At 65.2% G+C, this 23,944-nt stretch carries 20 protein-coding genes; 16 read left to right on the forward strand and 4 right to left on the reverse strand.

Going from position 1 to position 23,944, the window contains the following annotated elements; genetic code table 11:
* Positions 1–15 precede the first annotated feature (15 nt).
* From ISP25_RS18120 to ISP25_RS18180, 13 genes are all read left to right on the forward strand, one after another.
* Positions 16–1,176, forward strand: coding sequence for an alpha/beta fold hydrolase (locus tag ISP25_RS18120; RefSeq protein WP_404615858.1), 1,161 nt, complete (start codon positions 16–18; stop codon positions 1,174–1,176).
* Positions 1,177–1,258: 82 nt separating this feature from the next.
* Positions 1,259–2,569: an ABC transporter permease gene (locus ISP25_RS18125; RefSeq protein ID WP_404615859.1), complete on the forward strand. Its 1,311-nt coding sequence runs from the start codon at positions 1,259–1,261 to the stop codon at positions 2,567–2,569.
* Positions 2,570–2,711: 142 nt separating this feature from the next.
* Positions 2,712–3,944, forward strand: a complete 1,233-nt coding sequence (locus ISP25_RS18130) for an ABC transporter permease (protein ID WP_404615860.1) — start codon at positions 2,712–2,714, stop codon at positions 3,942–3,944.
* A gap of 52 nt (positions 3,945–3,996) precedes the next feature.
* Positions 3,997–5,304 (forward strand): ABC transporter permease, encoded by a 1,308-nt coding sequence (locus tag ISP25_RS18135; RefSeq protein WP_404615861.1) that lies wholly within the window; start codon positions 3,997–3,999, stop codon positions 5,302–5,304.
* Positions 5,305–5,314: 10 nt separating this feature from the next.
* Positions 5,315–6,526, forward strand: a complete 1,212-nt coding sequence (locus ISP25_RS18140) for an ABC transporter permease (protein ID WP_404615862.1) — start codon at positions 5,315–5,317, stop codon at positions 6,524–6,526.
* Between the two features lie 132 nt (positions 6,527–6,658).
* Positions 6,659–7,960, forward strand: coding sequence for an ABC transporter permease (locus ISP25_RS18145; RefSeq protein ID WP_404615863.1), 1,302 nt, complete (start codon positions 6,659–6,661; stop codon positions 7,958–7,960).
* A gap of 10 nt (positions 7,961–7,970) precedes the next feature.
* Positions 7,971–9,170, forward strand: coding sequence for an ABC transporter permease (locus tag ISP25_RS18150; protein WP_404615864.1), 1,200 nt, complete (start codon positions 7,971–7,973; stop codon positions 9,168–9,170).
* Positions 9,171–9,256: 86 nt separating this feature from the next.
* Positions 9,257–10,597 (forward strand): sigma-54-dependent transcriptional regulator, encoded by a 1,341-nt coding sequence (locus tag ISP25_RS18155; RefSeq protein WP_192156907.1) that lies wholly within the window; start codon positions 9,257–9,259, stop codon positions 10,595–10,597.
* Positions 10,598–10,671: 74 nt separating this feature from the next.
* Complete coding sequence (locus tag ISP25_RS18160; RefSeq protein WP_404615865.1) at positions 10,672–10,992, forward strand: hypothetical protein; 321 nt, start codon at positions 10,672–10,674, stop codon at positions 10,990–10,992.
* A 10-nt stretch (positions 10,993–11,002) separates the two neighbouring features.
* A complete protein-coding gene (locus tag ISP25_RS18165; RefSeq protein WP_192156903.1) occupies positions 11,003–12,388 on the forward strand; it encodes a sensor histidine kinase in 1,386 nt (461 codons plus the stop codon).
* 142 nt (positions 12,389–12,530) lie between these two features.
* Complete coding sequence (locus ISP25_RS18170; RefSeq protein WP_192156901.1) at positions 12,531–13,475, forward strand: SPFH domain-containing protein; 945 nt, start codon at positions 12,531–12,533, stop codon at positions 13,473–13,475.
* 823 nt (positions 13,476–14,298) lie between these two features.
* The gene (locus ISP25_RS18175) at positions 14,299–14,748 is read left to right on the forward strand and encodes an NfeD family protein (protein WP_192156899.1); all 450 of its coding nucleotides are present in this window, start codon (positions 14,299–14,301) and stop codon (positions 14,746–14,748) included.
* On the forward strand, positions 14,745–16,004 hold the full coding sequence (locus ISP25_RS18180) for a threonine/serine exporter family protein (protein ID WP_192156897.1): 1,260 nt from the start codon (positions 14,745–14,747) through the stop codon (positions 16,002–16,004). Before ISP25_RS18175 ends, ISP25_RS18180 begins: the two co-directional genes overlap by 4 nt.
* 170 nt (positions 16,005–16,174) lie before the next feature.
* Here ISP25_RS18180 and ISP25_RS18185 read toward each other — a convergent pair whose 3' ends face one another.
* The 3 genes from ISP25_RS18185 to ISP25_RS18195 form a co-directional block, all read right to left on the reverse strand.
* Entirely contained in the window at positions 16,175–16,498 is a 324-nt protein-coding gene (locus tag ISP25_RS18185) for an H-NS histone family protein (RefSeq protein ID WP_192157121.1), read from the reverse strand.
* Between the two features lie 227 nt (positions 16,499–16,725).
* Positions 16,726–18,423, reverse strand: coding sequence for a proline--tRNA ligase (locus ISP25_RS18190; protein ID WP_404615866.1), 1,698 nt, complete (start codon positions 18,421–18,423; stop codon positions 16,726–16,728).
* Between the two features lie 184 nt (positions 18,424–18,607).
* Entirely contained in the window at positions 18,608–19,051 is a 444-nt protein-coding gene (locus ISP25_RS18195; protein ID WP_192156893.1) for a DUF4124 domain-containing protein, read from the reverse strand.
* 128 nt (positions 19,052–19,179) lie between these two features.
* Between ISP25_RS18195 and pssA the strand changes: the two genes are divergently transcribed.
* Genes pssA through rimI form a run of 3 tightly spaced genes read left to right on the forward strand, consistent with a single transcriptional unit; the run spans position 19,180 to position 20,926 of the window.
* A complete protein-coding gene (gene pssA / locus ISP25_RS18200; RefSeq protein ID WP_192156891.1) occupies positions 19,180–19,965 on the forward strand; it encodes a CDP-diacylglycerol--serine O-phosphatidyltransferase in 786 nt (261 codons plus the stop codon).
* Positions 19,965–20,432: a hypothetical protein gene (locus tag ISP25_RS18205; protein WP_404615867.1), complete on the forward strand. Its 468-nt coding sequence runs from the start codon at positions 19,965–19,967 to the stop codon at positions 20,430–20,432. The genes pssA and ISP25_RS18205 overlap by 1 nt, the downstream gene beginning before the upstream one ends.
* 5 nt (positions 20,433–20,437) lie before the next feature.
* The gene (gene rimI, locus ISP25_RS18210; RefSeq protein WP_192156887.1) at positions 20,438–20,926 is read left to right on the forward strand and encodes a ribosomal protein S18-alanine N-acetyltransferase; all 489 of its coding nucleotides are present in this window, start codon (positions 20,438–20,440) and stop codon (positions 20,924–20,926) included.
* A gap of 77 nt (positions 20,927–21,003) precedes the next feature.
* Here rimI and ISP25_RS18215 read toward each other — a convergent pair whose 3' ends face one another.
* Complete coding sequence (locus ISP25_RS18215) at positions 21,004–23,835, reverse strand: valine--tRNA ligase (RefSeq protein ID WP_404615868.1); 2,832 nt, start codon at positions 23,833–23,835, stop codon at positions 21,004–21,006.
* Between the last annotated feature and the right edge of the window lie 109 nt (positions 23,836–23,944).

The following is a 23,944-nucleotide window of genomic DNA, read 5'->3' on the forward strand; positions in this document are numbered from 1 at the left end:
TTGATGGAGTGATGCATGAAGAAGATTCGGCGGGCGATCGGCACCGTATTGGCTACGGCCGTGCTCGTAACAGCAGGTGCCGCGAGCGCCGCCCCGGCGGAGCAGGATGCTGCGCACTGGATGACACGTGCCCAGGTCACCGGCGTCATCGCCGCCAACCAGAAGATCGTTTCGTCGAACGGCATCCAGGAGCAGATCAAGGTGCGCATCGGCGGCATCGACCAGTGGCTGACGATACGCGGCCGCGACCTGCGCAATCCCATCCTGCTGGTGCTGCATGGCGGCCCGGCTTCGACGGACATGCCGCAGGCCTGGACGTTCGAATCGCCGTGGCAGGACTACTTCACCGTGGTCGAGTGGGACCAGCGCGGCGCGGGCAAGACCTATGCAGCGAATACCGAAGCGCAGATGGCACCGGGCATGAGCATCGCGGGGATGGCCGACGATGCGGCGCAGCTCGTCGACTACCTGCGCCAGCGCTTCCACAAGCAGAAGATCTTCGTGATGGGGCACTCCTGGGGCAGCGTGCTGGGCGTGGAACTGGCGCAGCGCCATCCGGACTGGCTCTACGCCTATGTCGGCGTGGGCCAGGTCGTGAACATGCGCCGGAACGAAGAGGACGGCTACGCCTTCGCCATGCGCGAGGCCAAGGCGCGTGGCAATGCCGCCGCCGTGCACGAGTTGGAATCGATCGCCCCTTATCCGGGGCCGAAGGACATCACGCTTGACCAGATCAGCGTGCGCGACAAATGGGAGATGTACTACGGCGGCCTCGCCTGGGGGCGCCAGGATTACCAGTTCGCGGCGGACACCTGGGACCTGTCGCCCGACTACAGCGAAAGCGATGTGGACGCCGTCGGCAAAGGCAGCCTTTTCTCGCTGAAGCATCTGCTGAAGCCGCTGCTGTCGGTCGATTTCGATCGCACCACCACCTTCGGCTGCCCGGTGGTGCTGTTCGTCGGCGCGCACGACAACACCACCTCGCACACCTTGGCTGAGCAGTGGTTCGACAAGCTCCAGGCACCGTCCAAGCATCTGGTGGTGTTCGCCGATTCGGCGCACATGATCATGCTGGAGCAGCCTGGTCGCTTCCTGGTTCATTTGGTGGACGACGTGTTGCCGTATGCGCAGAAGGCCGGCGATGCGGCGCCGACCGAGACCGAGCGCAACCACTGATCCTGGGCGAGGTTCCCGCGATGCTTCGGCATCACGGGCGGCCTCGGGAGAAGTCTGTAGTAAGCATCTGGACGGGGAACCAATGTTCGGTTACTACCTGAATCTCGCACTGCGCAGCCTGAAGCGCACGCCGATCCTCACCGGCCTGATGGTGCTGGCAACCGGGCTCGGCATCGGCGCGTCGATGACGATGCTGACCGTGCTGCACGTGATGACCGACGATCCGCTGCCGGGGCGCAGCGCGCAGCTGTACACGCCGCATCTCGATCCGCTGCCGCTTGAGTACAAACTAAGAGACGACAGTCCCAATCCCACCGACGATCTGACCTGGCCCGATGCGATGGCGCTGCTCAAAGCCCATCGCGGCGTGCGGCAGGCGGCGATGGCGGGCGGCTCGTTGCTGCTGTGGCCGGGTCGCAGCGATCTGCGTCCTTTCTATGTGAACGGGCGCTACGCCACAGCAGACTTCTTCGCGCTGTTCGGCGTGCCGTTCGAGCGCGGCGGCGGCTGGAGCGCGGCAGACGATGCGGCCGCAGCGCAAGTGGTGGTGCTGACCGAAACGCTGGCGCGCAAGTTGTTCGGTACGGGCAACGCGGTTGGCCAGACGGTGCGCTTGGGCGAGCACGACTTCCGCGTGATCGGCGTCGCCGCCCATTGGGTGCCGAAGCCTCTGTTCTATGCCGACCAGACCGGCACCCAATACAGCGACGCCGATCTGTTCTTTCTGCCGCTCTCGGTGGCGGTGAGCCAGAAGTTGCAGGTCAGCGGCAATCGGTCTGGCTGGGCCAAGGGCGACGACAGTTCGCTGACCAGCGCGAACATGAGCTGGCTGCAGTTCTGGGCGCAACTGGACACGCCGACACAGGTCGCAGCATATCGACAGTACCTTGTCGACTACTCCGCGCAGCAAAAGGCGCTGGGTCGTTTCCAGCGGCCGCCGACCAACGCGAAGCTGTACAGCCTGATGGGCTGGCTGGCGCACGAAAATCTGGTGCCCAACGACGTGCGTTTGCAGCTGTGGCTGGCGCTGGGTTTCCTGTTCGTGTGCATGGTCAACATCGTGGCGCTGCTGTTGGCGAAGTTCCTGCGCCGCAGCGGCGAGATCAGCGTGCGTCGTGCACTGGGCGCCCGGCGGCTCGACATCTTCGTGCAGCTGGGCCTCGAGTCGGCGCTGGTCGGCGTGGCCGGTGGCGCGCTGGGCGTGGCCATTGCGCAACTGGGCTTGTGGAGCATCCGCCAGCGCCCGGACGACTACGCCAGGCTGGCGCAGATGGACGCATCGATGCTGCTGGGCACGCTCATGTTCGCCGTCGTCGCCAGCGTATTGGCCGGCCTGCTGCCGGCGTGGCGTGCCTGCCGCGTGCCGCCGGCGCTGCAACTGAAAGCGATGTGATGGCGCGAAGCATCGCTATTTCTCATGTTCGTCCTCCCGGCGCAAGCCGGGATCCAGTGGCGACCACGCCTGTACAGACCACACGGCCGCTGGATTCCGGCTTGCGCCGGAATGACGGTACGAATGCATCACGGGGCTGACCATGCAAATCCGACCCATCCTTTCCACCCTGCGCCACCACAAGCTCACCGCCACCTTGCTGACCCTGCAGGTGGCCTTCACCTGCGCCATCGTCTGCAACGTGGCCTTCATGGTGGCCAAGCGCGTGCAACGCATCAGCGTGCCAACCGGTATCGCCGAGAACGAACTGTCGGTGATCCACAGCGTCGGCATCGGAAAAGGCGAAAACATGCAGGCGCGGCAAACGACTGATCTGGCGGCCTTGCGCGCGATTCCCGGGGTGCGTTCCGCCGCGGCGGTCAGTTATTCGTTGCCGCTGAACCAGAACGAATCGTCCAGTGGCATCTGCCCCAGCAAGCAGGCGCTGGATCGGGCGATACAGCTCAATTCGATCGATGGCAGCGGCTGCGTGCAACCTGCCTTGTACGACGGTACGCCGGGATTGGTCGCCACGTTGGGCCTGCATCTCGTTGCAGGGCGCGATTTCCTGCCGGGCGAATACGTGAGCGAGGGCAAGCCCGCGGTTGCGATCGTCACGCGTGCGTTGGCGGAGAAACTGTATCCGGGTCGGCCGGCGCTGGGACAGAACATGTACGACGGCGACAACTTCATCCGCATCGTCGGCATCGTGGATACCCTGCTGCGACCTGCCTTGCGCAAGCCGGGCGTCGACGGCGACAGCATGATCTGGCCGCAACGGCCCGACGACACCGGCGTCACCTACGTGTTGCGCAGCGCGCCGCAGGATCGCCAGCGCGTGCTCACGGCCGCCGAAGCTGCGTTGCTCCAGGCCAACCCCAACCGCATCGTCGATCCCCAGCAGATGCAGACCTACACGCAGATCCGCCGCGGCTACTTCCAGCGCGACACCACCATGATCGGCCTGCTGATCGCTTCCGCGCTGGGTCTGCTGTTCGTCACCGCGCTGGGCATCGCCGGGCTGGCGAATTTCTGGGTGCAGCAGCGCACGCGCAGCATCGGCATCCGTCGTGCCATCGGTGCAACGCGCGGCGACATCCTGCACTACTTCCAGGCCGAGAATTTCCTGATCGTCACCGCCGGCGTGGCGATCGGCGCACTGCTGGCCATCGGCCTGAACCTGTTGCTGATGACGCAGTACGAACTGCCGCGCCTGCCGTTGTGGTACCTGCCGGTCGGCGCGCTGGCACTGTGGGCGCTGGGCCAGCTTTCGGTGCTGTCGCCTGCGCGGCGCGCGGCGGCGGTGCAACCGGTGGTGGCGACGAGAAGCGTGTGAGTTTTCTCCTCTCCCGCGGTGGGAGAGGACAGTGAGATTGAGGGAGACAGGAATGCTCAGCTACTACCTCGACCTGGCATGGCGCAGCCTCAAGCGCAACAGGGTGCTGACCGCGTTGATGGTGCTGGCCATCGCGCTAGGTATCGGCGCGAGCATGACGATGATCACCGTGCTGCACGTGATGACGGCCGATCCGATACCGGGGCGAAGCGTGCAGTTGTTCTATGTGCAGGTCGATCCGAAGGGCATGGAGGAGTACACCAAAGACAGCGATCCACCGGATGAGATGACCTGGCGTGATGCGATGAATCTGGTGCATGCCGGCAAGGGTGCGCGTCAGGCAGCCATGTCGGGCGGGCAGGTGACGGTAGTGCCATCGCAGGGTGTATCGCATGCCTACGATGCAGATGCGCGCTACACCACGGCGGATTTCTTCGCGATGTTCGGCGTGCCCTTCGTCGATGGCGGCGGCTGGACGGCCGGCGATGACGCCAAGCATGCGCGCGTGGCGGTGATCGCCAGGGATCTCGCCGACAAGCTCTACGGCACATCACATGCGGTGGGCCAGACCCTGCGGCTGGGCAAGTACGACTTCCGTGTCGTCGGCGTGATCGACCGCTGGAACCCGGTGCCGCATTTCTACGATCTCTCGATGGGCAACTACGCCAAGCCGGAGCAGGTGTTCCTGCCGTTCGAGACGGCGATGGAGCTGAATCTGGACACGTCAGGAAGCCTGATGTGCTGGGGCGGGAATTTTCCCGGCATGGGCGGCATGCCCAAGTCGGATCAATGCGCCTGGGTGCAATTCTGGGTGCAACTGGACAGTCCTGCACAGGTGGCGACTTATCGGGCATTTCTCGTCAGCTATTCGGATCAGCAGAAAGCACTGGGCCGCTTCGGGCGGCCACCGAACGCACGCCTGCGCGACGTGATGGGATGGCTGGACTACAACCGGGTGGTGCCGGGCAGCGTGCAGTTGCAGACATTGTTGGCATTGGGCTTCTTGCTGGTGTGTCTGGTCAACACGGTGGCGATGTTGCTGGTGAAGTTCCTGCGTCGGGGCGGCGAACTTTCCGTGCGCCGCGCGATGGGTGCGTCGAAGCGCGATGTGTTCGCGCAATTGCTGGTGGAGGCGGCGTTGATCGGCGTGGCGGGTGGCGTGGTGGGCCTCTTCTTGTCGGCTTTTGGTTTGTGGATCGTACGGAAGCAGCCGGTGCCATACGCCGCGCTGGCACACATGGATGGCGCCATGCTCGGCGCCACCTTCGTGCTGGCGTTGTGCGCCGCCTTGCTGGCGGCCTTGTTCCCGGCATGGCGCGCCTGCCGCATCGTGCCTGCCCGTTTGCTCAAGACACAATGAGGCCGCGACCATGCACCCCGTCGTTTCCGCACTGAAGTACCACAAGACCACCGTCGTGTTGGTGGCGCTGGAAATCGCGCTGACTTGCGCCATCGTCACCAATGCGTTGTTTCTGGTGGGCGACCGCATGGCGGCCATGCGCATGACCACCGGCGTGGCCGACAACGAATTGGTATGGGCGCGCACCACTGGCCTCGACCTGGGGCAGGGCGACAAGCCCGTGGACGACACCGATGCCGACCTGGCCGCCTTGCGCAGCATACCCGGCGTGGAGTCAGTGACGACGACCAACTCGCTGCCGCTGTCCAGAAATTCCTGGGGCTCAGGTGTGTTTCGGCGTCCCGGTGACGCCAAGAGTGATTTGAGCGACCCCGTGGTTCAGTACCTTGGCAGCCACGACATGCTGAAGACGCTGGGCATCAAGCTGTCGGCAGGGCGCGATTTTCTGCCGCAGGAATACGTTGATTTCAACCCGTTCAAGAATCAGCCGCCACCGTCAGTCGCCATCGTCACACACACGCTGGCCGAGCAATTGTGGCCGCGACAGAGCCCTATCGGCAAAACCTTCTGGCTGGACAGTCGTGGCAAGAAACCAGTACAGGTGGTTGGTGAAATCGACCACCTACTCAACCCGGAGATCAGCAAGAGTCTGGGCGTCGATCGCAGTTACATCCTTCCAGTGACGCATTCCGACACTTACGTGCTTCGCGTACGGTCGGACAGGCGCGGCGCGGTCAAGCTGGCGATACCCAAGGTGCTGCAAGGCACCGACCCCGCGCGCATGGTCGACGCCCATATCTACTCGAATACAGTTTCGGACTACTACCACGGCGACCGCGCGATGGTCTGGTTGCTGCTGGTGGTCACGGGCTGCCTGTTGGCGCTGACCGCACTGGGCGTGGTGGGCCTCTCCAGCTTCTGGGTGCAGCAGCGCACGCGCAGCATTGGCATCCGTCGCGCCATCGGCGCCCAGCGGCACGACATCCTGCGCTACTTCCAGTTCGAGAACCTGCTGATCGTCAGCGCCGGCATCGTGATCGGCTCGCTCGGCGCGGTCGGATTGAACCTGTGGCTGATGCAGCACTACGAGCTGGCGCACATGCCGCTGGCGTGGCTGGCCTCGGGCGCCGTTGTGCTGTGGCTGCTCGGGCAGCTCGCCGTGCTCGGCCCTGCGCTGCGTGCCTCGCACGTGCCGCCGGTGGTGGCGACACGGAGCGTATGAGATTTCCCTTCGACCGTTGGACGAAGGTGTTGAATAGGTGGGCGTGGATGCGGATGGAACGGGATGTTCCTCTTGGGCCGGATTTCCGCTCGTCTCCCTTCCGTGGAAGGGTTGCAGATAGGGGGTATTGGGATGTTCGGTCATTATCTGGATCTGGCCCTGCGCAGTCTGAGGCGCAACAAATTGCTCACCGCGCTGATGGTGCTGGCGATCGGCTTGGGCATTGGTGCGTGCATCACCACGTTGACCGTGCTCCATCTGCTTTCGGGTGACCCGATGCCGGGCAAGAGCGGACAGTTGTTCTATCCCCAGATCATGCCGGACACGCGCTCGAAGACCGAGCCTGAAGGCGAGTACACCTACATCGACGCCACCAACCTCCTGCGCGAACATCGCGCCGATCGCCAGGCCATCGTGGTGAGCGCGAAGCTGAAGGTGTTCGGGCGGCCAGGCACACGGCCGATGTCGCTGTCTACGGTGGCGACTACCGCGGATTTCTTCCCGATGTTCGGTGTGCCGTTCCACTACGGCGCAGGCTGGAGGTCGGCGGACGACGATGCCCGGGCGCGCGTGGCAGTGATCTCGCAGGCGCTCAACGACAAGCTGTTCGGCGGTGCCGACAGCGTGGGCAGGAGCATCCGGCTGGACAAATGGGATTTCCGCATCGTCGGCGTGCTCAAGCACTGGCGCCCGATACCACGTTTCTACGACCTGTACGGACAGGGCGGTTTCGCGAGCGACGACGGTGTGTTCATCCCATTCGCAACCTCGCGCGACCTGGCGGAGCTGGGCATCCAGGGCAACTCCCTCGACTGCTGGGGTCAGCTCACCGACCAAGTACACCTGGAAAGTCAGCCTTGCGTGTGGCTGCAGTACTGGGTGGAACTGGATACGCCATCGAAGGCGGCGGCGTACCGCGAGTATTTGGTGCATTACTCCGAGCAACAAAAGGCCCTGGGGCGCTTCCAGTTCAAGGGCAAGCCGCTCACCGCACTACGCGGCCTGATGGACTGGCTCAGCTACAACCAGGTGGTGCCCAGCGATGTGCGCCTGCAGACGTGGATGGCATTCGGATTCTTGCTGGTGTGCCTTATCAACACGGTGGGTCTGCTGTTGTCAAAGTTCCTGCGACGCTCGGGGGAGATCGGCGTGCGACGAGCCTTGGGAGCATCTCGCGGGACGGTGTTCGCACAGTTGTTGACCGAGGCCGGCCTCATTGGCGTTGCCGGCGGCATGCTTGGTCTGCTGCTGGCGCTGGCGGGGCTATGGGCAGTGCGATGCTCGCCAACAGATTACGCCACGTTGGCGCATCTGGATCCGGACATGTTCCTCATTACCTTCGTGCTGGCCATCCTTGCCAGCCTGCTGGCGGGTCTACTGCCCGCATGGCGTGCCTGTCTGGTGCCCCCTGCCTTGCAACTGAAGAGCCATTAAGGACGCCATGATGGAATTGCGACCGATCCTTTCCGCATTGCGTCGGCACAAGCTGGCGACCGGCCTGCTGGTGCTGGAGATTGCAGTGGCCTGTGCGATCCTGTGCAACGCGGTGTTCATGATTCGTCAGCGACTGGTCGAGATGCAGGTGCATACCGGTCTCATCGAAAGCGGACTGACGTGGCTGATGACCGACGGTGTGTCGGGCGACGATGCCACGCCAGTGACGGAACGTAACCTCGCCGCATTGCGCGGCATAGGTGGAGTACAGTCCGTCGCGACTGTGGTATCGCTGCCGTTGGCCAACAACGACATGAACTTCAATCCCAGCATGGACGCGGATGGCCGGAGGCGCGGGCCGAATGCGCAGCTGATGCTAGGCTCGCCTGGCTATCTACAGACGCTTGGGTTGAAGCTCGTGGAGGGGCGTGATTTCGCGGCCGATGAATACGCCGGCATGGACGTATGGCTGCCACAGTCGTCCTCGATGATCGTCACCCGTGCGCTGGCCGAGCGCCTATGGCCTGGCAAGGATGCGCTTGGACAGGTGTTCTGGATCGGTAAGCGGCGCTTTCAGGTGATCGGTGTGGTGGAACACATGGTGCGCGGCGAGTTGCGCGGCACCGCATCGGAATACGTGGCACTGTTCGCCGCGCGACCGGGTTCATCGCTTTCGGCCCTGTACGTGCTGCGCACCGACACAGCTTCGCGCGACCGTGTGCTGCGCGAGGCCGCCGACAAACTGATGGCACTCAATCCGCAGATGCTGATCAACGACAAGGGCACCTACACCTACTTGCGTGACGATTACTTCGCCAATGACCGGGCCATGGCGTGGCTGCTCGCCACGGTGTGCGTAGCACTGCTGGTTGTCACGGCTCTGGGTATCGGCGGCCTCGCCAGCTTCTGGGTGGCGCAGCGGCGCAAACAGATTGGCGTGCGCCGCGCCATCGGTGCTACCCGCTGCGACATCCTGCGCTACTTCCAGACCGAAAATTTCCTCATCGTCACCGGCGGCGTCGTACTGGGCATGGCGTTGGCCTATGTGATCAACCTGCTACTGATGGAGCATTACGAGCTACCGCGCTTGCCGGTCAGTTATTTTCCGATCGGCGCCCTGGCGCTTTGGGCCATCGGCCAGCTTGCTGTGCTTGGTCCCGCGCTGCGCGCTGCGCGCGTACCGCCGGTGGTAGCCACGCGCAGCGTGTGATGCAGAATTTTTCGTGCATCTAGGTCGATGGTCATGGCAACCTTTTCCCTTGGAGCCGCATCCATGCGGACATGTGCAGGAACAAGATGCGTACCGTACTGATCGTCGATGACAACCCCGCCGTGGGCGAGGCGCTGTCGCTGCTGCTGTCACTGCATGACATCCGCCCGCTGGTGGCGCTGAACCAGGCCGATGGCCTGGCCGCGCTGGAGCGCGAGCGGGTGGATGTGGTGATCCAGGACATGAACTTCACCGCCGACACCACCTCGGGCGAGGAGGGCGTGGAGCTGTTCCGCGCGATCCGCGAGCGGCACCCCGACCTGCCGGTGATCCTGCTCACCGCTTGGACGCACCTGGAAACCGCGGTGGAGCTGGTGAAGGCCGGCGCCGCCGACTATCTCGCCAAGCCGTGGGACGACAACAAGCTGCTGGCGACGGTGGAGAACCTGCTGGAGCTTTCCGAATCCACGCGCGAGGCAAGCCGCGTGCGGCGCGAGCGCCGCCGCCGCCGCGAGGTGTTGCAGAACACCTACGAGCTGGACGGCCTGGTGTTCGCTTCCGAGGCGATGGCGCGCACGCTGGACCTGGCCTGCCAGGTGGCGCGCGCCGAAGTGCCGATCCTCATCACCGGGCCGAACGGCGCGGGCAAGGAGCGCATCGCCGCCATCGTGCACGCGAACTCGCTGGTGAAGAAGGGACCGTTCGTGGCGGTGAACTGCGGCGCGTTGCCCGGCGAGCTGATCGAGGCGGAGCTGTTCGGTGCCGACGCAGGTGCCTATACCGGCGCGAACAAGGCGCGCGAAGGCCGCTTCGAGCTGGCCGATGGCGGCACGCTGTTCCTCGACGAGATCGGCAACCTGCCGTTGCCGGGCCAGATGAAGCTGCTGCGCGTGCTGGAAACCGGACAGTTCGAACGGCTGGGTTCCGGGCGTACGCGGCAGGCGAAGGTGCGCGTGCTTTCCGCCACGAATGCCGACCTCAAGGGGATGATACGCGCAGGCACTTTCCGTGAGGATCTCTATTACCGCCTCAACGTGATCGAAGTGAACCTGCCGCCGCTGTCCGAGCGCACGGACGACGTGCTGCCGCTGGCCGAACATTTCCTCGCCGGTCGCGCCGTGCTGGGTGACGCCGCGCGCGAGGCATTGCTGGCCTACCCGTGGCCGGGCAACGTGCGCGAGCTGAAGAACGCCATCGAACGCGCGGCGCTGTTGGCCGGCGGTAAGCCGATCACGCCCGAGCTGCTCAACCTGCCGCAGGTCGCGCCGGCCGTCGCGCGCAATCTCGATGAACCCAGCCGCGAGGCAGTGGAGGGTGCGCTACATCTGGCCGATGGCGTGGTGAGCCGCGCGGCACAGTCGCTGGGCCTGTCGCGCCAGGCGTTGTATCGGCGCATGGAGCGTTATGGACTGACGGCACCGGCGTGACCTATGTCGCTTGCGGGCAGGGTGGCGGCATGGAAAGCTGCTGTGACGTTCGCGCTGCTCCACCGGGGGATCCCATGCGTATCCGAAGCCTTGCACTCCTGTCGCTCTGCCTGCCGTCCCTCGCGGCCACGGCGCAGACGGCATCCGACCAGTGGACCACGCCCGCGCCAGCCGCCAGCATCGCCACCGCACACGACTTCCGTTCGCAGGTCGCCGGTGCTGCGGCCAAGCCTTCGCCGTTCAAGTTCAAGGCCGAACGCAAGACATGGGAGGAGGAGCCTCCGCCGCCGCGCGCCAACGACCAGAACGCGGTGATGGGTACTGAACGCCCCTGGCAGAACGGGCAGCCGCCGGTGAGCTGCGCGCAGACGCCGCACGATCCCGCGTGCCATTGAGCAGGCTCCTATGTGGCGTCACCTGAATTCGTTGCAGTTCCGCCTGACCATGCTCCTCGCGGTGGCCGCGGTGGCGGGTGCATTGGTGTATGTGGGCCTTACCCAGTGGCCGCTGCCGCAGCTGATCGGGTGGCTGCACAAGGATCTGGCGGTGTCCTTGCGGACGCCGGCGCAGATGGGCATGTATGGCGGCCTCGTGGTCAGCGTGCTGGTGCTGTTGCCGCTGGCATGGGGGTTGGCCTATCAGGTGATGGCACCGGTGAGTCGGCTGCTGCGCGCGCTGGAAGGCGCGGTGGCGAGCTACCGGGACGGCGATTTCAGCTTCTCCATCGCAGCACGCCGCAGCGACGAACTGGGCGAGCTGATCCGCATGCACAACGCGCTGGGCCAGACCCTGCGGGATCAGCGCCAGCACCTGGTGCAGCGCGAGCTGCTGCTGGAGACGGTGGTGCAGAACACGCCGGTGGCGCTGGTGCTCACCGACATCAGCGGCCGCGTGGTGTACTCCAACATCGCTTCGCGCCATCTGTTCAACGATGGCAAGAGCCTCAACGGCTTGAACTTCGCCGACACGTTGACAGCTGCCCCGGAAGCCCTGTCCCGTGCGGTGGAAAGCGGCGAGGACGCGCTGCTCAGCGTGGAACTGGATGGTGCCGAGGAAACCTTCCACCTGTCGCAGCGGGCGTTCCGCCTGCAGGGGCGGCCGCATCGCCTGCACTTGTTCCGGCGCATGACGCGCGAGTTGTCGCGGCAGGAAGTGGCGACCTGGAAGCGGGTGATCCGCGTCATCAGTCATGAGCTCAACAACTCGCTGGCGCCGATTTCTTCGCTGGCGCATTCCGGCGCAGAACTGGCCCGTCGCGGCGACCTGGAACGCCTGCCCGGCGTGTTCGCCACCATCGGCGAACGCGCGCGGCATCTGCACGGCTTCATCGCCGGCTACGCCAGCTTCGCCAAACTGCCGGCGCCGCAGCCGCAGGCGGTGGAGTGGGAGCCGTTCCTTGCCTCGCTGGCCTTGCATTGCCGCTACCAGCTCGCTTCGCCCGTGCCTGCGCACCCCAGCCATTTCGACCCGGTGCAGATCGAGCAGGTGCTGATCAACCTGATCAAGAACGCGCACGAATCCGGCAGCGCCGAGGACGGGGTAAGCCTCGCCATCCTCGACGCCGGCAGCGAGTTGCGCATCGAAGTGGCCGATCGTGGCCCTGGCATGAGCGAAACCGTGCTGGCGCAGGCGTTGCTGCCGTTCTATTCCACCAAGCGCTCCGGCACCGGCCTGGGCCTTGCCCTGGCACGCGAGATCGCCGAGGCGCATGGCGGACGCGTACTGCTTGCCAATCGCGAGGGCGGCGGCCTGCGCGTGAGCCTGCGGCTGCCGCAATACGGCTCGCGCTAGGCACAAACCCGTAGAAGCGCACCCTGTGTGCGACGGCTCTTGGCTTCGGCCAGACACCGGAACATTCGCGCACGGGGTGCGCTCCTACGGCGGTCATCGCGCTCGCCTATACTGCCTTCCTCACCGGAAAGAGGGGCAAGTCATGGGATCGGTTCTTGCATTGGTCATCGTGGTGCTGGTGGTCGTCACCTTGCTCAAGATGGTGCGCATCGTGCCGCAGGGCTACGAATGGACGGTGGAGACTTTCGGCAAGTACACGCGCACGCTCACGCCGGGCCTGCACCTGCTGATTCCGGTCTACCAAGGCGTGGGCCGCAAGATGAACATGATGGAGCAGGTGCTGGACGTGCCCAGCCAGGACGTCATCACCAAGGACAACGCCGTGGTGCGCGTGGACGGCGTGGTGTTCTACCAGGTGCTGGACGCGGCCAAGGCCGCCTACGAGGTGGCCCAGCTGGAACAGGCCACGCTGGCGCTGATCATGACCAACATCCGTACCGTGCTGGGCTCGCTCGACCTCGACGAAAGCCTGAGCCAGCGCGACGCGATCAACGCCAAGCTGCTGCGCGTGGTGGACGAGGCCACCCATCCGTGGGGCGTCAAGGTCAACCGCATCGAGATCAAGGACATCGCGCCGCCGCGTGACCTCGTCGACGCGATGGCGCGGCAGATGAAGGCCGAGCGCGAGAAGCGCGCCAACATTCTCGATGCCGAGGGTTTCCGCCAGGCGGCGATCCTCAAGGCCGAGGGCGAGAAGCAGTCGGTGATCCTCGCCGCCGAAGGCGAGAAGGAAGCCGCGTTCCGCGCCGCCGAGGCGCGCGAGCGTTCGGCCGAAGCCGAGGCCAAGGCCACCACCATGGTGTCCACCGCGATCGCCAACGGCAACGTCAACGCGCTCAATTACTTCGTCGCCAACAACTACGTCGAGGCGCTGAAGGCGATGGCGGCCTCGCCCAACCAGAAGATGCTGTTGCTGCCGATCGAAGCCACCGGTGTGATCGGTGCGATGGCTGGCATCGCGGAGCTGGCCAAGGAGTCGCTGGGGCAGCAGCAGGCTGCCGCGAAGGCGATGCCGCCGGCACGGTGACGCGCAGGCCTCTCTCCCGCGGAGGGAGCTTTGTTTTCTTGTGGTTGGCAAGCGACGAAGTGGTTTCGTGTGCCTGCCGGCGCCCGAACTACGTCTTTTCTGCGTGCCCAAAGAAAAGCGGCCAAGGGGTAAGGGCACTCCACGGAGGCGCTCTTCGGACGTCCTGCTCGGTCGAAAAGGTATTGCCATCCCTCCTTGGCGACTACCGTTGCGCAGCCTGATCCATGCGGCTCCGTCGCATAGTGGCTTTCAGGGAGCAGCGCGCTGATGCAATGGCCAGATGAGGGCAAAGCCGAAGCAGAGCGTAGCGAGGCGTTCGGGGCTCTGCTCGTCATCCCGGCGCAGGCCGGGATCCAGCGGCGACCAAGCTTGTCCATGCCGTCGCGCCAGTGGACGACCAGCTTCGTTGTTGTGAGGCTCCTCCGGCCTACGCCGGAATGACGAGCGCGTGGATCCTCGCTATCTGGGTATCGCGCGGTGTGGCCGTCCTGTCTATCGCGCAGGCGAGAGTGGCTTCCAAGTCCTCGACACGGCTTGCTCGTAGTTTCGGCGGATTGCGGATTCGGCCGGTTCATGCATACCAGCAAAGAGAGATGACCCGGCGCCGGTCGGTGACCGACACCGCTTTGCTCCTTGCTCCAGGCATCGAAAGCCGCATCGCCGCGCCCGCGGAAAGCAACGCCAAGCACATATCCGAGAAAAGCCCGGTCAATGCGAGAAACGCCTGATCAACCTGCCCAATCTGGCCTATGATCGTTCGCCATCAGGACAAGCGAGCCCGCTCCCCTATGCAGGAGTGGAAACCAATCTTCTGGATACCTCCATGCTCGGACAGATCGCAACGCATTACCTGTGGTGGATCCTCGCCCTGGCGTTGATCGCCGGCGAGGTGATGATGCCCGGCTATTTCCTGCTGTGGATCGGCATCGCGGCGGCGGCGATGGGCGTGCTGCTCTGGCTGTTCCCTGGGTTGGGCCTGCTCGCACAAGCGGTACTGTTCGCACTGCTGGCGCTGGCCGCATGCGTTGCCTATGCGCGCTGGTTGCGGCCGCGGATCGAGCGCGGCGCCCCTGGTGGCGAACGGCTCAACCGCCGTGGCGAGCAGATGATCGGCCAGCGCTACGATTTGATCGAACCCATCGTCAACGGTCGCGGCAAGGTGCGTGTAGGTGACGGCCAATGGCTGGTGAGCGGGCCGGACTTGCCCTTGGGCAGCACGGTGGAAGTGGTGGCGGTGGACGGCACCACGCTCAAGGTGCGCGCCGCCGCATGAGCGCCAGCTTCGCGGCCGCCACTGCGAATACGCGCATCGCTTTCCTGCTGGAACTGGCACGGCGGCTGCATCAGTACGGCACCTCGGCACCCCGTCTGGAGATGTCGATCGACCTCTGTGCGCGGCGGCTGGGCCTGCAGGCCGATGTGTGGTCCAGTCCCACCGCCATCATCATCTCCTTCGCGGATCTGGCACTGGGCGACGAGGGCGTGGCGCAGACCACGCAGGTGATGCGGCTTGCGCCCGGCGACGTGAACCTCGCACGCCTGTGCGACGTGGACGCCATCGCCGACCGTGTTATCGCGGGCGAACTGGATCTGCGCGAAGGCTTCCGCCTGCTGCGCACCCTCGGCGCGCCGGATACGCGCAAGGCGAAGGCCTATGTGGTCGCCAGCTACGGTTTGTCCGCGGCCAGCATCGCGGCGCTGTTCCTGCAGAGTTCCTGGGCCGACCTCGCGGTGGCCGCGGTGGTCGGCATGCTGATCGGTGCGATCACGTTGCTCTCCGCCACCCGCCCGCGCGTGGCCGCCGCCAGCGATGCGATCAGCGCCATCGTGGCGACCTCGGTGGCGATCCTGGTCAGCGCCTTCGTGGTGCCGCTGGCGATCAAGTCGGTGGTACTGGCGGCGCTGATCGTGCTGGTGCCTGGCATGTCGCTCACCACGGCGGTGCGCGAGGTTTCCAGCGGGCATCTGGTGTCCGGCATGGCGCGCATGGGAGGCGCCACCGCGACCTTGCTCAAGCTGGTGTTTGGCACGGTGGCGGCCACCGAGGTTTGCGCCGCGTTTGGCATCGAGCCGAACAATGCCGTTTTGCCGCCCTTGCCGGCTTGGACGGACTGGCCCGCCCTGCTGGTGGCCGCCGTGGCGTTTGCGATGCTGTTCCGTGCGGCCAGACGCGACTGGCCGGCAGTGATCGTGGCGGTGATCGTCGGCTACCTGGCCACGCGTTGGGGCGGTGCCTTTTCCGGTCGCTTGCCCAGTGCGCCGTTCGGCGTATTCGTCGGCGGTCTGGTGGTCAGTGCGCTGGCCAATCTTTATGCGCGGACGCGGCACCGGCCGGGTGCGGTGATCCGCGAGCCGGGCATCCTGCTGCTGGTGCCGGGCAGCGTGGGGTTTCGCAGCATGTCCTTCCTGCTCGAACGCGACACCACGCTGGGCATGGATACGGCCCTGCTGCTGGTTACCCTATTGGTATCGCTGGTGGCGGGTTTGCTGTTCGGCGAATTGCTGGTTTCGCCGCGTCGTTCTCTTTGAAGGGAGCGACGGTCCAGATCGGGGCCTGGGTTTTGCATCCGGCCTGTGGCGAACCCATCCGGTGCATTCCACCTGTTTCGCGCCAGGATAATCCGGGAAGAATCCGCTTGCGCCAGTAATAAAAACGCCGGCTCGGAAGCCGGCGTCTTCATGTCATGTAGAGAGGCGAATCAGACCAGCAGGTCCTTTTCCTTCTTGCCGGCCTTCAATGCATCGTTGAACCAGCGCGGACGCTTGCCGCGGCCGGACCAGGTCTGCTCGGCATTCGCCGGATTGCGATACTTCGGGGGCACTACGCCGCCGCTGCGGCGCTTGCCGCGCACGCCGCCGAAAATGTCGTCGAAGCTGTAGCCCTCGGCCTTGATCAGGGCATGGACCTTTTCACGCAGCTTGGAGACCTTTTCTTTCTTCAATTCATGCTGGCGCGACTGTGCCTTGGTGATGAGGTCATTGAGCTGGTTATGGTTGAGGTTCTTGATATCGATGGCGGCCATCGGAGACTCCAGTGACAGGATGGATTTGTGGCGACCCGGAAGCATGCGGACGAATGGCATTGCCGGCGCGGCGTTATTCTTACCTGAATAAACGACATTTTGCAAAGAAAATGGTTCCGGATTGGCCATTGCATGCATTTTGGCAATTATCCGGATAATCTCCGACATGGCCATGAAAGCAAACGGCCGCACAAGGCGGCCGTTTGTCGTTGCATTTGAAACCGATTTCAGCCGAGCATTTCAATCAACTCGTCGCGCGTCACGGCACGGCTTTCCGCTTCATGACGCGCACGGTATTCCAGCGTGCCGGCGGCGAGGCCGCGTTCGCTGACCACCACGCGATGGGGAATGCCGACCAGTTCCATGTCCGCAAACATCGCGCCGGGGCGCAGACCGCGATCGTCCAGCACGACTTCGATACCGCGCGCGGCGAGTTCCTGGTACAGCGATTCACCGGCAGCGGTGATATCCGGATTGCCCTTGGGATTGATCACGCATACGGCCACGCGCCACGGTGCCATCGCTTCCGGCCAGACGATGCCGGCATCGTCATGACGCTGTTCGATAGCCGCCGCCACGATGCGGCTGATGCCGATGCCGTAGCAGCCCATCATCATCACCTGGGACTTGCCCTGGTCGTCCAGCACGGTGGCGCCCAGTGCCTCGGCGTATTTGCTGCCAAGCTGGAACACATGGCCCACCTCGATGCCGCGGGCCAGGTGCAGCGTGCCCTTGCCGTCGGGCGAGGGATCGCCCTCGACCACCTGGCGCACGTCCTCGATGCGGGTGATGTGTGCGTCGCGCTCCCAATTGGCGCCGACGTGGTGCGTGCCGTCGGCGTTGCCGCCGCAGACGAAATCGGACAGCACGGCTGCGCTGCGATCCACGATCACCGGAATGGTGGCTGGCAAACCTGCCGGTCCGATGAAGCCGGGGCGCGTACCGGTGGCGGCGAGGATTTCCGCTTCGCTGGCCAGAACGACCTCATCGGGTAATTCGGCCAGCTTGCCGGCCTTCACTTCGTTGAGTTCGTGGTCGCCGCGCAGGCACAGCGCCACCAGGCCGTCGCGGCCTTTCACCAGCAGGGTTTTCACGCATTGCATCAGCGATACGCCGAGAAATGCGCTGACTTCGGCAATCGTCTTCTGGGTGGGTGTATCGACGCGCTTCAATTCGGCGGCGGGAGCGGGGCGTGTGGTGGTGGGCGCCAATGCCTCGGCCTTTTCCACATTCGCCGCGTAATCGGAGCCATCGGAAAACACGATGGCGTCTTCGCCGGAAGCGGCCAGCACCTGGAATTCGTGACTGGCATTGCCGCCGATCGCGCCGGTGTCGGCCTGTACCGCGCGGAATTGCAAACCCAGCCGGCTGAAAATGCGCGAATAAGCGTCGTACATCGCCTGATAGGTTTCGGCCAGCGACTCCTGGCCGAGATGGAAGGAATAGGCGTCCTTCATCAGGAATTCGCGTGCACGCATCACGCCGAAACGGGGGCGGATCTCGTCACGGAACTTGGTCTGGATCTGATAGAAATTGACCGGCAGTTGCTTATAGCTGTTCAGCTCGTTGCGCGCGTAATCGGTGACGACTTCCTCGGCGGTGGGCGCGTAACAGAATTCCTGCTCCTTGCGGTCCTTGATCTTCAGCAACTGCGGACCGAATTTCGCCCAGCGGGCGGTTTCCTCCCACAGCTCCTTGGGCTGGATCGTGGGCATCAGCATTTCGATGGCGCCGGCGCGGTTCATTTCCTCGCGCACGACGTTTTCCACCTTGCGCAGCACGCGCAGGCCAAGCGGGGACCAGGTGTAGAGACCGGAGGCGAGTTTGCGGATCATGCCGGCGCGCAGCATCAGCCGGTGGCTGGCGATCTCGGCGTCGGCGGGTACTTCCTTGACGGTGGCCAGATGGAATTGGCTGAGGCGCATGCAGGCGGTTTCCGGCGTTGAAAGAGCCGGATTATAGCGGCGCGCGCACCCGCACCCGCGGGCCGCACTCGACGGCTCCGCGGATAGGCATGGCAGGGGAGATTCCGGTGCCGGTCGAAGTTGCGGCCGTTCCCGCAGCGAGTGCCTGCGTTGCAGGCACGGCACCAGCTGCGATCATTTGCGGTTACTTGCCGGCGCAGTACTGCTGGTATTGCGCGTTGGCGGTATCGACCTGCTGCTTGCGCTGGGCGTCGTCCAGCACGGCAGGCTTGCCGCCCTGCTGCATCACCACCGGGCCGCTTCCCTGCAGGGTGGTGAGGTTGGATTTCAGCGTGGCGCACAGCTTGGCGCGGTTGTCGGGCGTGTCGGCCATCGGGGCCGACGGGGCGGGGGGCGGAGTGTCGGCCTGCGTGGAGGCGTTGTCGGCAGCCGGCTGCTGGGCCGGTGCGTCGGCATCGGCGGATTCCACCCCGCCGGCCAGCTTCACCTGCTGGTATTTGGTGCCCTGTGCCGGCGCCGACTGCGAGTAGTGCACCGTGCCCGATGCATCGGTCCACTTGTAGATTTGCTGGGCGGTAGCTAGCGGGGCGAGCAACAGCAGCGCCACGGCGATCAGCGAACGGGACATGGGGTTCTCCAGAGGCTAGGTTGGGCGGGGCTCCCCACCCCGCACAGGTGCATTAGTAGAACTCCCGCGCGGCCGGGACTCAAGCGGGTGATGGTTTACACTTTCTGCACCCTGTCACGGATAGCTCCATGAGCGACTCGCTGCCCGCCCGCCAGCCAAGGCATCGTGGCATTTACCTGTTGCCGAACCTGTTCACCACCGGGGCGATGTTTGCCGGCTTCTACGCGATCCTGGCCAGCATCGGCGGCCGTTACGCCGACGCGGCGGTGGCGGTGTTCGTCGCCGCGCTGCTGGATGGGCTGGACGGCCGCGTGGCGCGGCTTACCGGCACCCAGAGCGAGTTCGGCGTGCAGTACGACTCGCTGTCGGACCTGGTGAGCTTCGGTTTGGCGCCGGCGCTGGTGATGTATACGTGGTCGCTGTCCACGCTGCACGACTTCGGCCCACTGCTGGGCAAGCTGGGCTGGGCCGCCGCCTTCATCTATGCCGCCTGCGCCGCGCTGCGGCTGGCGCGCTTCAACACGCAGGTAGGCGTGGCGGACAAGCGTTATTTCCAGGGACTCGCCAGTCCGGCCGCGGCGGCGGTGTGCATGTCCTTCGTGTGGACGATGGACAAGTTCAAGATTCCCGGAGCCGAACTGTGCTTCGTCACGCCGTGGATCGCCGTGATCACCGGTCTGCTCATGGTCAGCCGCGTCCGCTATTTCAGCTTCAAGTCGCTGCCGCTGGGCGACCGCCAGCACGTGCCGTTCGGATGGATCGTGACGGCGCTGCTGATCCTGGTGTTGCTGTATCTCGACCCGCCGCGGGTGCTGTTCGTCGGCTTCAGCATCTATCTGTTGTCCGGCCCGGTGATGACGTTGTGGGGGCTGGCCCTGCATCGCCGGCGCGCACGGCGCGGGGGAGTCGGATGATGTCTGCCGCCGCGCATCGCGAGCGCGTGTTGCGCGCCCTGGGGCTGGAGACCTGGCAGCGCCGGCAGCAGGCCGTTGCCGACGCGCCGGTCATGGCCGCTGAAGCGCTGCCGTCGCCTGCGTCCAGTACCGATTGCGTGGTGCTGTTGCCGGCTGCCTGCGATGCACGCGAACTGGATCTGCTCGGCCGTGCATTGACCAGCGGCGGCGCGGCATTGGCACGTGCCGCGCGCGTGCGGGTGTCGCCAGGCGAAGCGGAAACGGCGATGCCGCAGGCGCGCGCCTACCTGGCCTGTGGGGAAGCGCAGGCGCACGCGCTGGGGCGCAGCTTGCCGATGCAGGTGACTGCACAGGCGCAGATCGTGCTGGTGGACGAGCCCGTGCGCCTGCTGGGCGACCCTTCGGCCAAGCGGCGGTTGTGGATCGCGTTGCGCACCTTGCGCCGCGGTCTTGCGGCGGGACGGTAGGCGCAATGGTCGCGGTGGCCAAACCGGCCAGCCACATGCGCCTGATGCGCATGGACGACCTCGATGCGGTCGCGGCGGTGGAGCAGGCTTCCTACGACTTTCCGTGGACGCGTGGCATCTTCGCCGACTGCATCAGGGCGGGGCATCCCTGCTGGGTGCTTTGCGTCGACGAGGAAGTGGCCGGCTACGGCATCCTCTCGGCAGGCGCGGGTGAGGCGCACGTCCTCAACATCTGCATCGCCGACGCATACCGCGGGCAGGGCTTGGGCCGGCACCTGTTGGGCCGTCTGCTGGACGTGTCGCGCTGGAGCGGCGCCCAGCGCGTGTTCCTGGAGGTGCGACCCTCGAACCCCTTGGCGAAGGCGTTGTACGAATCGGTGGGTTTTCGCGAGATCGGTCGCAGGCCGCGCTATTACCCTGCGAAGGACGGACGCGAGGACGCGATCGTGATGGAGCTCGATCCCAATACGGCCATGGGCCATATTGGGAAATAGGCGAGGGTGCTTTGTTTCTGTCGCAAGATTGACCCCTCACCCCAACCCTCTCCCTAAGGGGAGAGGGGGAAAGTCAGTCAACCCTTCAGCTTTCCCGCCTGCTCTCGCATCGCCGCGAGCTGGGTGTTCCAGTCCACGATGCGTTGGCGCTCCTGTGCCACCACTTCCGCCGGTGCATTGGCGACGAAGTTCGCGTTGCCCAGCTTGCCCTCGCACTTCTTGATCTCGCCCTCGACGCGGGCGATTTCCTTGGCGAGGCGCGCCTGCTCGGCGCCGAGGTCGATCAGGCCGGCCAGCGGGATCAGCACGCGCAGCGAGCCGACCACGGCGGCAGCTGCGGCAGGTTCCTCTGCGCCCGGTTCGATCCACGCCGGCGATTCGGTGCGGGCTAGGAAGGCGATCTGCGCGGCGAACTTCGCGGCACGCGTGCTATCCGTGGCTTCGCCACCGGCGAGCAGCAGCGGGATGGTCTTGCCCGGTGCGATGTTCATTTCCGAACGGATCCTGCGGATGCCGGAGAGCACGGCCTTGAACCACTCGATCTCGGCGGCGGCCGCGGCATCGGATGCGAAGTCCGCAGCACACGGGTAGGGGCGCGCGTACACGCTGGATTCGGCGAGGCTGAGGCGCGGCGCCACTTCCTGGTAGATCTCTTCGGTGATGAACGGGATCACCGGGTGCAGCGCGCGCAGCACCGCTTCCAGCACTACCAGCAAAGTGTGGCGCGTCGACGCGGCCGCTGCCGCATCCTCGCCGTTGAGGGCAGGCTTCGACAGCTCCAGGAACCAGTCGCAATACTCGTTCCACACGAATTCGTACAGCGCCTGCGCCAGGTGGTCGAAGCGGTACGAGGCGAAATGCTGCTCCACTGCCGCCAGCGTCTGCCGGAGACGGGTGAGGATCCAGCGTTCGGCTTCGGTTGCCGGCGCACCGGCGGGTGCGGGAATCCGACCCTCGGGCAGGTTCATCAGCACGAAGCGTGCGGCGTTCCACAGCTTGTTGCAGAACGCCTTGTAACCCTCGGCGCGCTTCAGGTCGAAGTTGATGGTGCGGCTGTAGCTGGCCAGCGCGGCGAAGGTGAAGCGCAGCGCGTCGGTGCCGATGGCCTTGATGCCCTCGGGGTATTCCTTGCGGATGCGCTTTTCCACCTTCTCGCGCACCTGCGGGATCAGCAACGACCGGGTGGACTTCGCCACCAGCGGCTCCAGCTCGATGCCGTCGATCAGGTCCAGCGGGTCCAGCGTGTTGCCCTTGGACTTGGACATCTTCTGGCCTTCGGCGTCGCGCACGATGGCGTTGATGTACACCTCGCGGAACGGCACCTGGCCGGTGAAGTACTTGGTCGCCATCACCATGCGCGCGACCCAGAAGAAGATGATGTCGAAGCCGGTGACCAGCACCGCGCTGGGCAGGAAGATCTTGTCGGCTTGCCAGTTGGCGATGACTTCGCCGCGCTCGTTCTTCACCGAGCCATCCAGTGGCCAGCCAAGGGTGGAGAACGGCCACAGCGCGGAGCTGAACCAGGTGTCCAGTACGTCCTCGTCCTGCTTCAGCACGCCGACCGGCGCGACGGCGGCATGCGCGCGCGCGTCCGCCTCGTCCTCGCCCACGAAGATGCTGCCCGCTTCGTCGTACCACGCCGGGATGCGGTGGCCCCACCAGAGCTGGCGGCTGATGCACCAGTCCTGGATGTTGTCCAGCCACTGCGTGTAGGTGGTACTCCAGTTTTCCGGCACGAACTTGACCTCGCCCGAGTGCACGGCGTCGAGCGCGGGTTCGGTGATCGCCCTGCGGCCGCCCGGACGGCCGTCCGCCTGGACGTCCGACGTGAGGTCGACGAACCACTGGTCGGTAAGCATCGGTTCGATCACAGCGTCCGAGCGCTGGCTCACCGGCACCTGCAGCTTGTGCGCCTTGGTTTCGACCAGCAGGCCGGCGGCTTCGAGGTCGGCCAGCACACGCTTGCGTGCGTCGTAGCGGTCGAGGCCGCGATAGGCCTCCGGCCCGTTGTCGTTGACCTTTGCGTCCAGCGTGAAGATGGTGATCGGCGCGAGCTTGTGGCGCTGGCCGATGGCGTAGTCGTTGAAATCGTGCGCGGGGGTGATCTTCACGCAGCCGGTGCCGAATTCGCGGTCGACGTAATCGTCGGCGATCACCGGGATCTCGCGGTTCGACAGAGGCAGCGTGAGCATCTTGCCGATGAGGTGCGCGTAGCGCTCATCCTCCGGATGCACGGCCACGGCGACGTCGCCCAGCATGGTTTCCGGACGCGTGGTGGCGACCACCAGCGATTCGTCGCTGCCGGTGACCGGGTAGCGGATCGACCACATGTGGCCGTCGCGCTCCACGTTGTTCACTTCGAGGTCGGAGACGGCGGTGCCCAGCACCGGGTCCCAGTTCACCAGCCGGTTGCCGCGGTAGACCAGGCCGGCGCGATACCACTCCACGAACACCTTGCGCACCGCGGCGGAGAGGCCTTCGTCCATGGTGAAGCGCTCGCGCGACCAATCCGCGGCGGCGCCGATGCGACGCATCTGGTTGGTGATGGTGGAGCCGGATTCCTCCTTCCACTGCCACACGCGTTCCACGAACGGCTCGCGTCCCAGGTCGTGGCGCGTCTTGCCCTCGGCGGCGAGCTGGTTCTCCACGATCTTCTGGGTGGCGATGCCCGCGTGGTCGGTGCCTACCTGCCAGAGCACGTTCATGCCGCGCATGCGCTGGTAGCGCACCAGCATGTCCATCACGGTCTGCTGGAAGGCATGGCCCATGTGCAGGGTGCCGGTGACGTTCGGCGGCGGCAGCAGGATGCAGTAGGGTTCGCCCTGGCCGGACGGCCTGAACGCGCCGCTGGCTTCCCAGCGGGCGTACCACGTCGACTCGATCTGGGCGGGTTCGAAACTCTTTTCCATGGGGGCTCGCGATGGCGCGCACCGGCCGGGTGCGGAATCTGGCGTCAAAGCCCTGAATTGTACGGGTGCGGGGGCGGAACTGACAAAGCGCCGGGACCGCTGGCGGTCG

The sequence above is a fragment of the Rhodanobacter hydrolyticus genome (assembly GCF_044904645.1).

Bases quoted from the DNA above. Each gene is read 5' to 3' on its own strand.
- ISP25_RS18120 (WP_404615858.1), top strand. From the start codon at position 16: ATGAAGAAGATTCGGCGGGCGATCGGCACCGTATTGGCTACGGCCGTG.
- ISP25_RS18125 (WP_404615859.1), top strand. From the start codon at position 1,259: ATGTTCGGTTACTACCTGAATCTCGCACTGCGCAGCCTGAAGCGCACG.
- ISP25_RS18130 (WP_404615860.1), top strand. From the start codon at position 2,712: ATGCAAATCCGACCCATCCTTTCCACCCTGCGCCACCACAAGCTCACC.
- ISP25_RS18135 (WP_404615861.1), top strand. From the start codon at position 3,997: ATGCTCAGCTACTACCTCGACCTGGCATGGCGCAGCCTCAAGCGCAAC.
- ISP25_RS18140 (WP_404615862.1), top strand. From the start codon at position 5,315: ATGCACCCCGTCGTTTCCGCACTGAAGTACCACAAGACCACCGTCGTG.
- ISP25_RS18145 (WP_404615863.1), top strand. From the start codon at position 6,659: ATGTTCGGTCATTATCTGGATCTGGCCCTGCGCAGTCTGAGGCGCAAC.
- ISP25_RS18150 (WP_404615864.1), top strand. From the start codon at position 7,971: ATGGAATTGCGACCGATCCTTTCCGCATTGCGTCGGCACAAGCTGGCG.
- ISP25_RS18155 (WP_192156907.1), top strand. From the start codon at position 9,257: ATGCGTACCGTACTGATCGTCGATGACAACCCCGCCGTGGGCGAGGCG.
- ISP25_RS18160 (WP_404615865.1), top strand. From the start codon at position 10,672: ATGCGTATCCGAAGCCTTGCACTCCTGTCGCTCTGCCTGCCGTCCCTC.
- ISP25_RS18165 (WP_192156903.1), top strand. From the start codon at position 11,003: ATGTGGCGTCACCTGAATTCGTTGCAGTTCCGCCTGACCATGCTCCTC.
- ISP25_RS18170 (WP_192156901.1), top strand. From the start codon at position 12,531: ATGGGATCGGTTCTTGCATTGGTCATCGTGGTGCTGGTGGTCGTCACC.
- ISP25_RS18175 (WP_192156899.1), top strand. From the start codon at position 14,299: ATGCTCGGACAGATCGCAACGCATTACCTGTGGTGGATCCTCGCCCTG.
- ISP25_RS18180 (WP_192156897.1), top strand. From the start codon at position 14,745: ATGAGCGCCAGCTTCGCGGCCGCCACTGCGAATACGCGCATCGCTTTC.
- ISP25_RS18185 (WP_192157121.1), bottom strand. From the start codon at position 16,498: ATGGCCGCCATCGATATCAAGAACCTCAACCATAACCAGCTCAATGAC.
- ISP25_RS18190 (WP_404615866.1), bottom strand. From the start codon at position 18,423: ATGCGCCTCAGCCAATTCCATCTGGCCACCGTCAAGGAAGTACCCGCC.
- ISP25_RS18195 (WP_192156893.1), bottom strand. From the start codon at position 19,051: ATGTCCCGTTCGCTGATCGCCGTGGCGCTGCTGTTGCTCGCCCCGCTA.
- pssA (WP_192156891.1), top strand. From the start codon at position 19,180: ATGAGCGACTCGCTGCCCGCCCGCCAGCCAAGGCATCGTGGCATTTAC.
- ISP25_RS18205 (WP_404615867.1), top strand. From the start codon at position 19,965: ATGTCTGCCGCCGCGCATCGCGAGCGCGTGTTGCGCGCCCTGGGGCTG.
- rimI (WP_192156887.1), top strand. From the start codon at position 20,438: ATGGTCGCGGTGGCCAAACCGGCCAGCCACATGCGCCTGATGCGCATG.
- ISP25_RS18215 (WP_404615868.1), bottom strand. From the start codon at position 23,835: ATGGAAAAGAGTTTCGAACCCGCCCAGATCGAGTCGACGTGGTACGCC.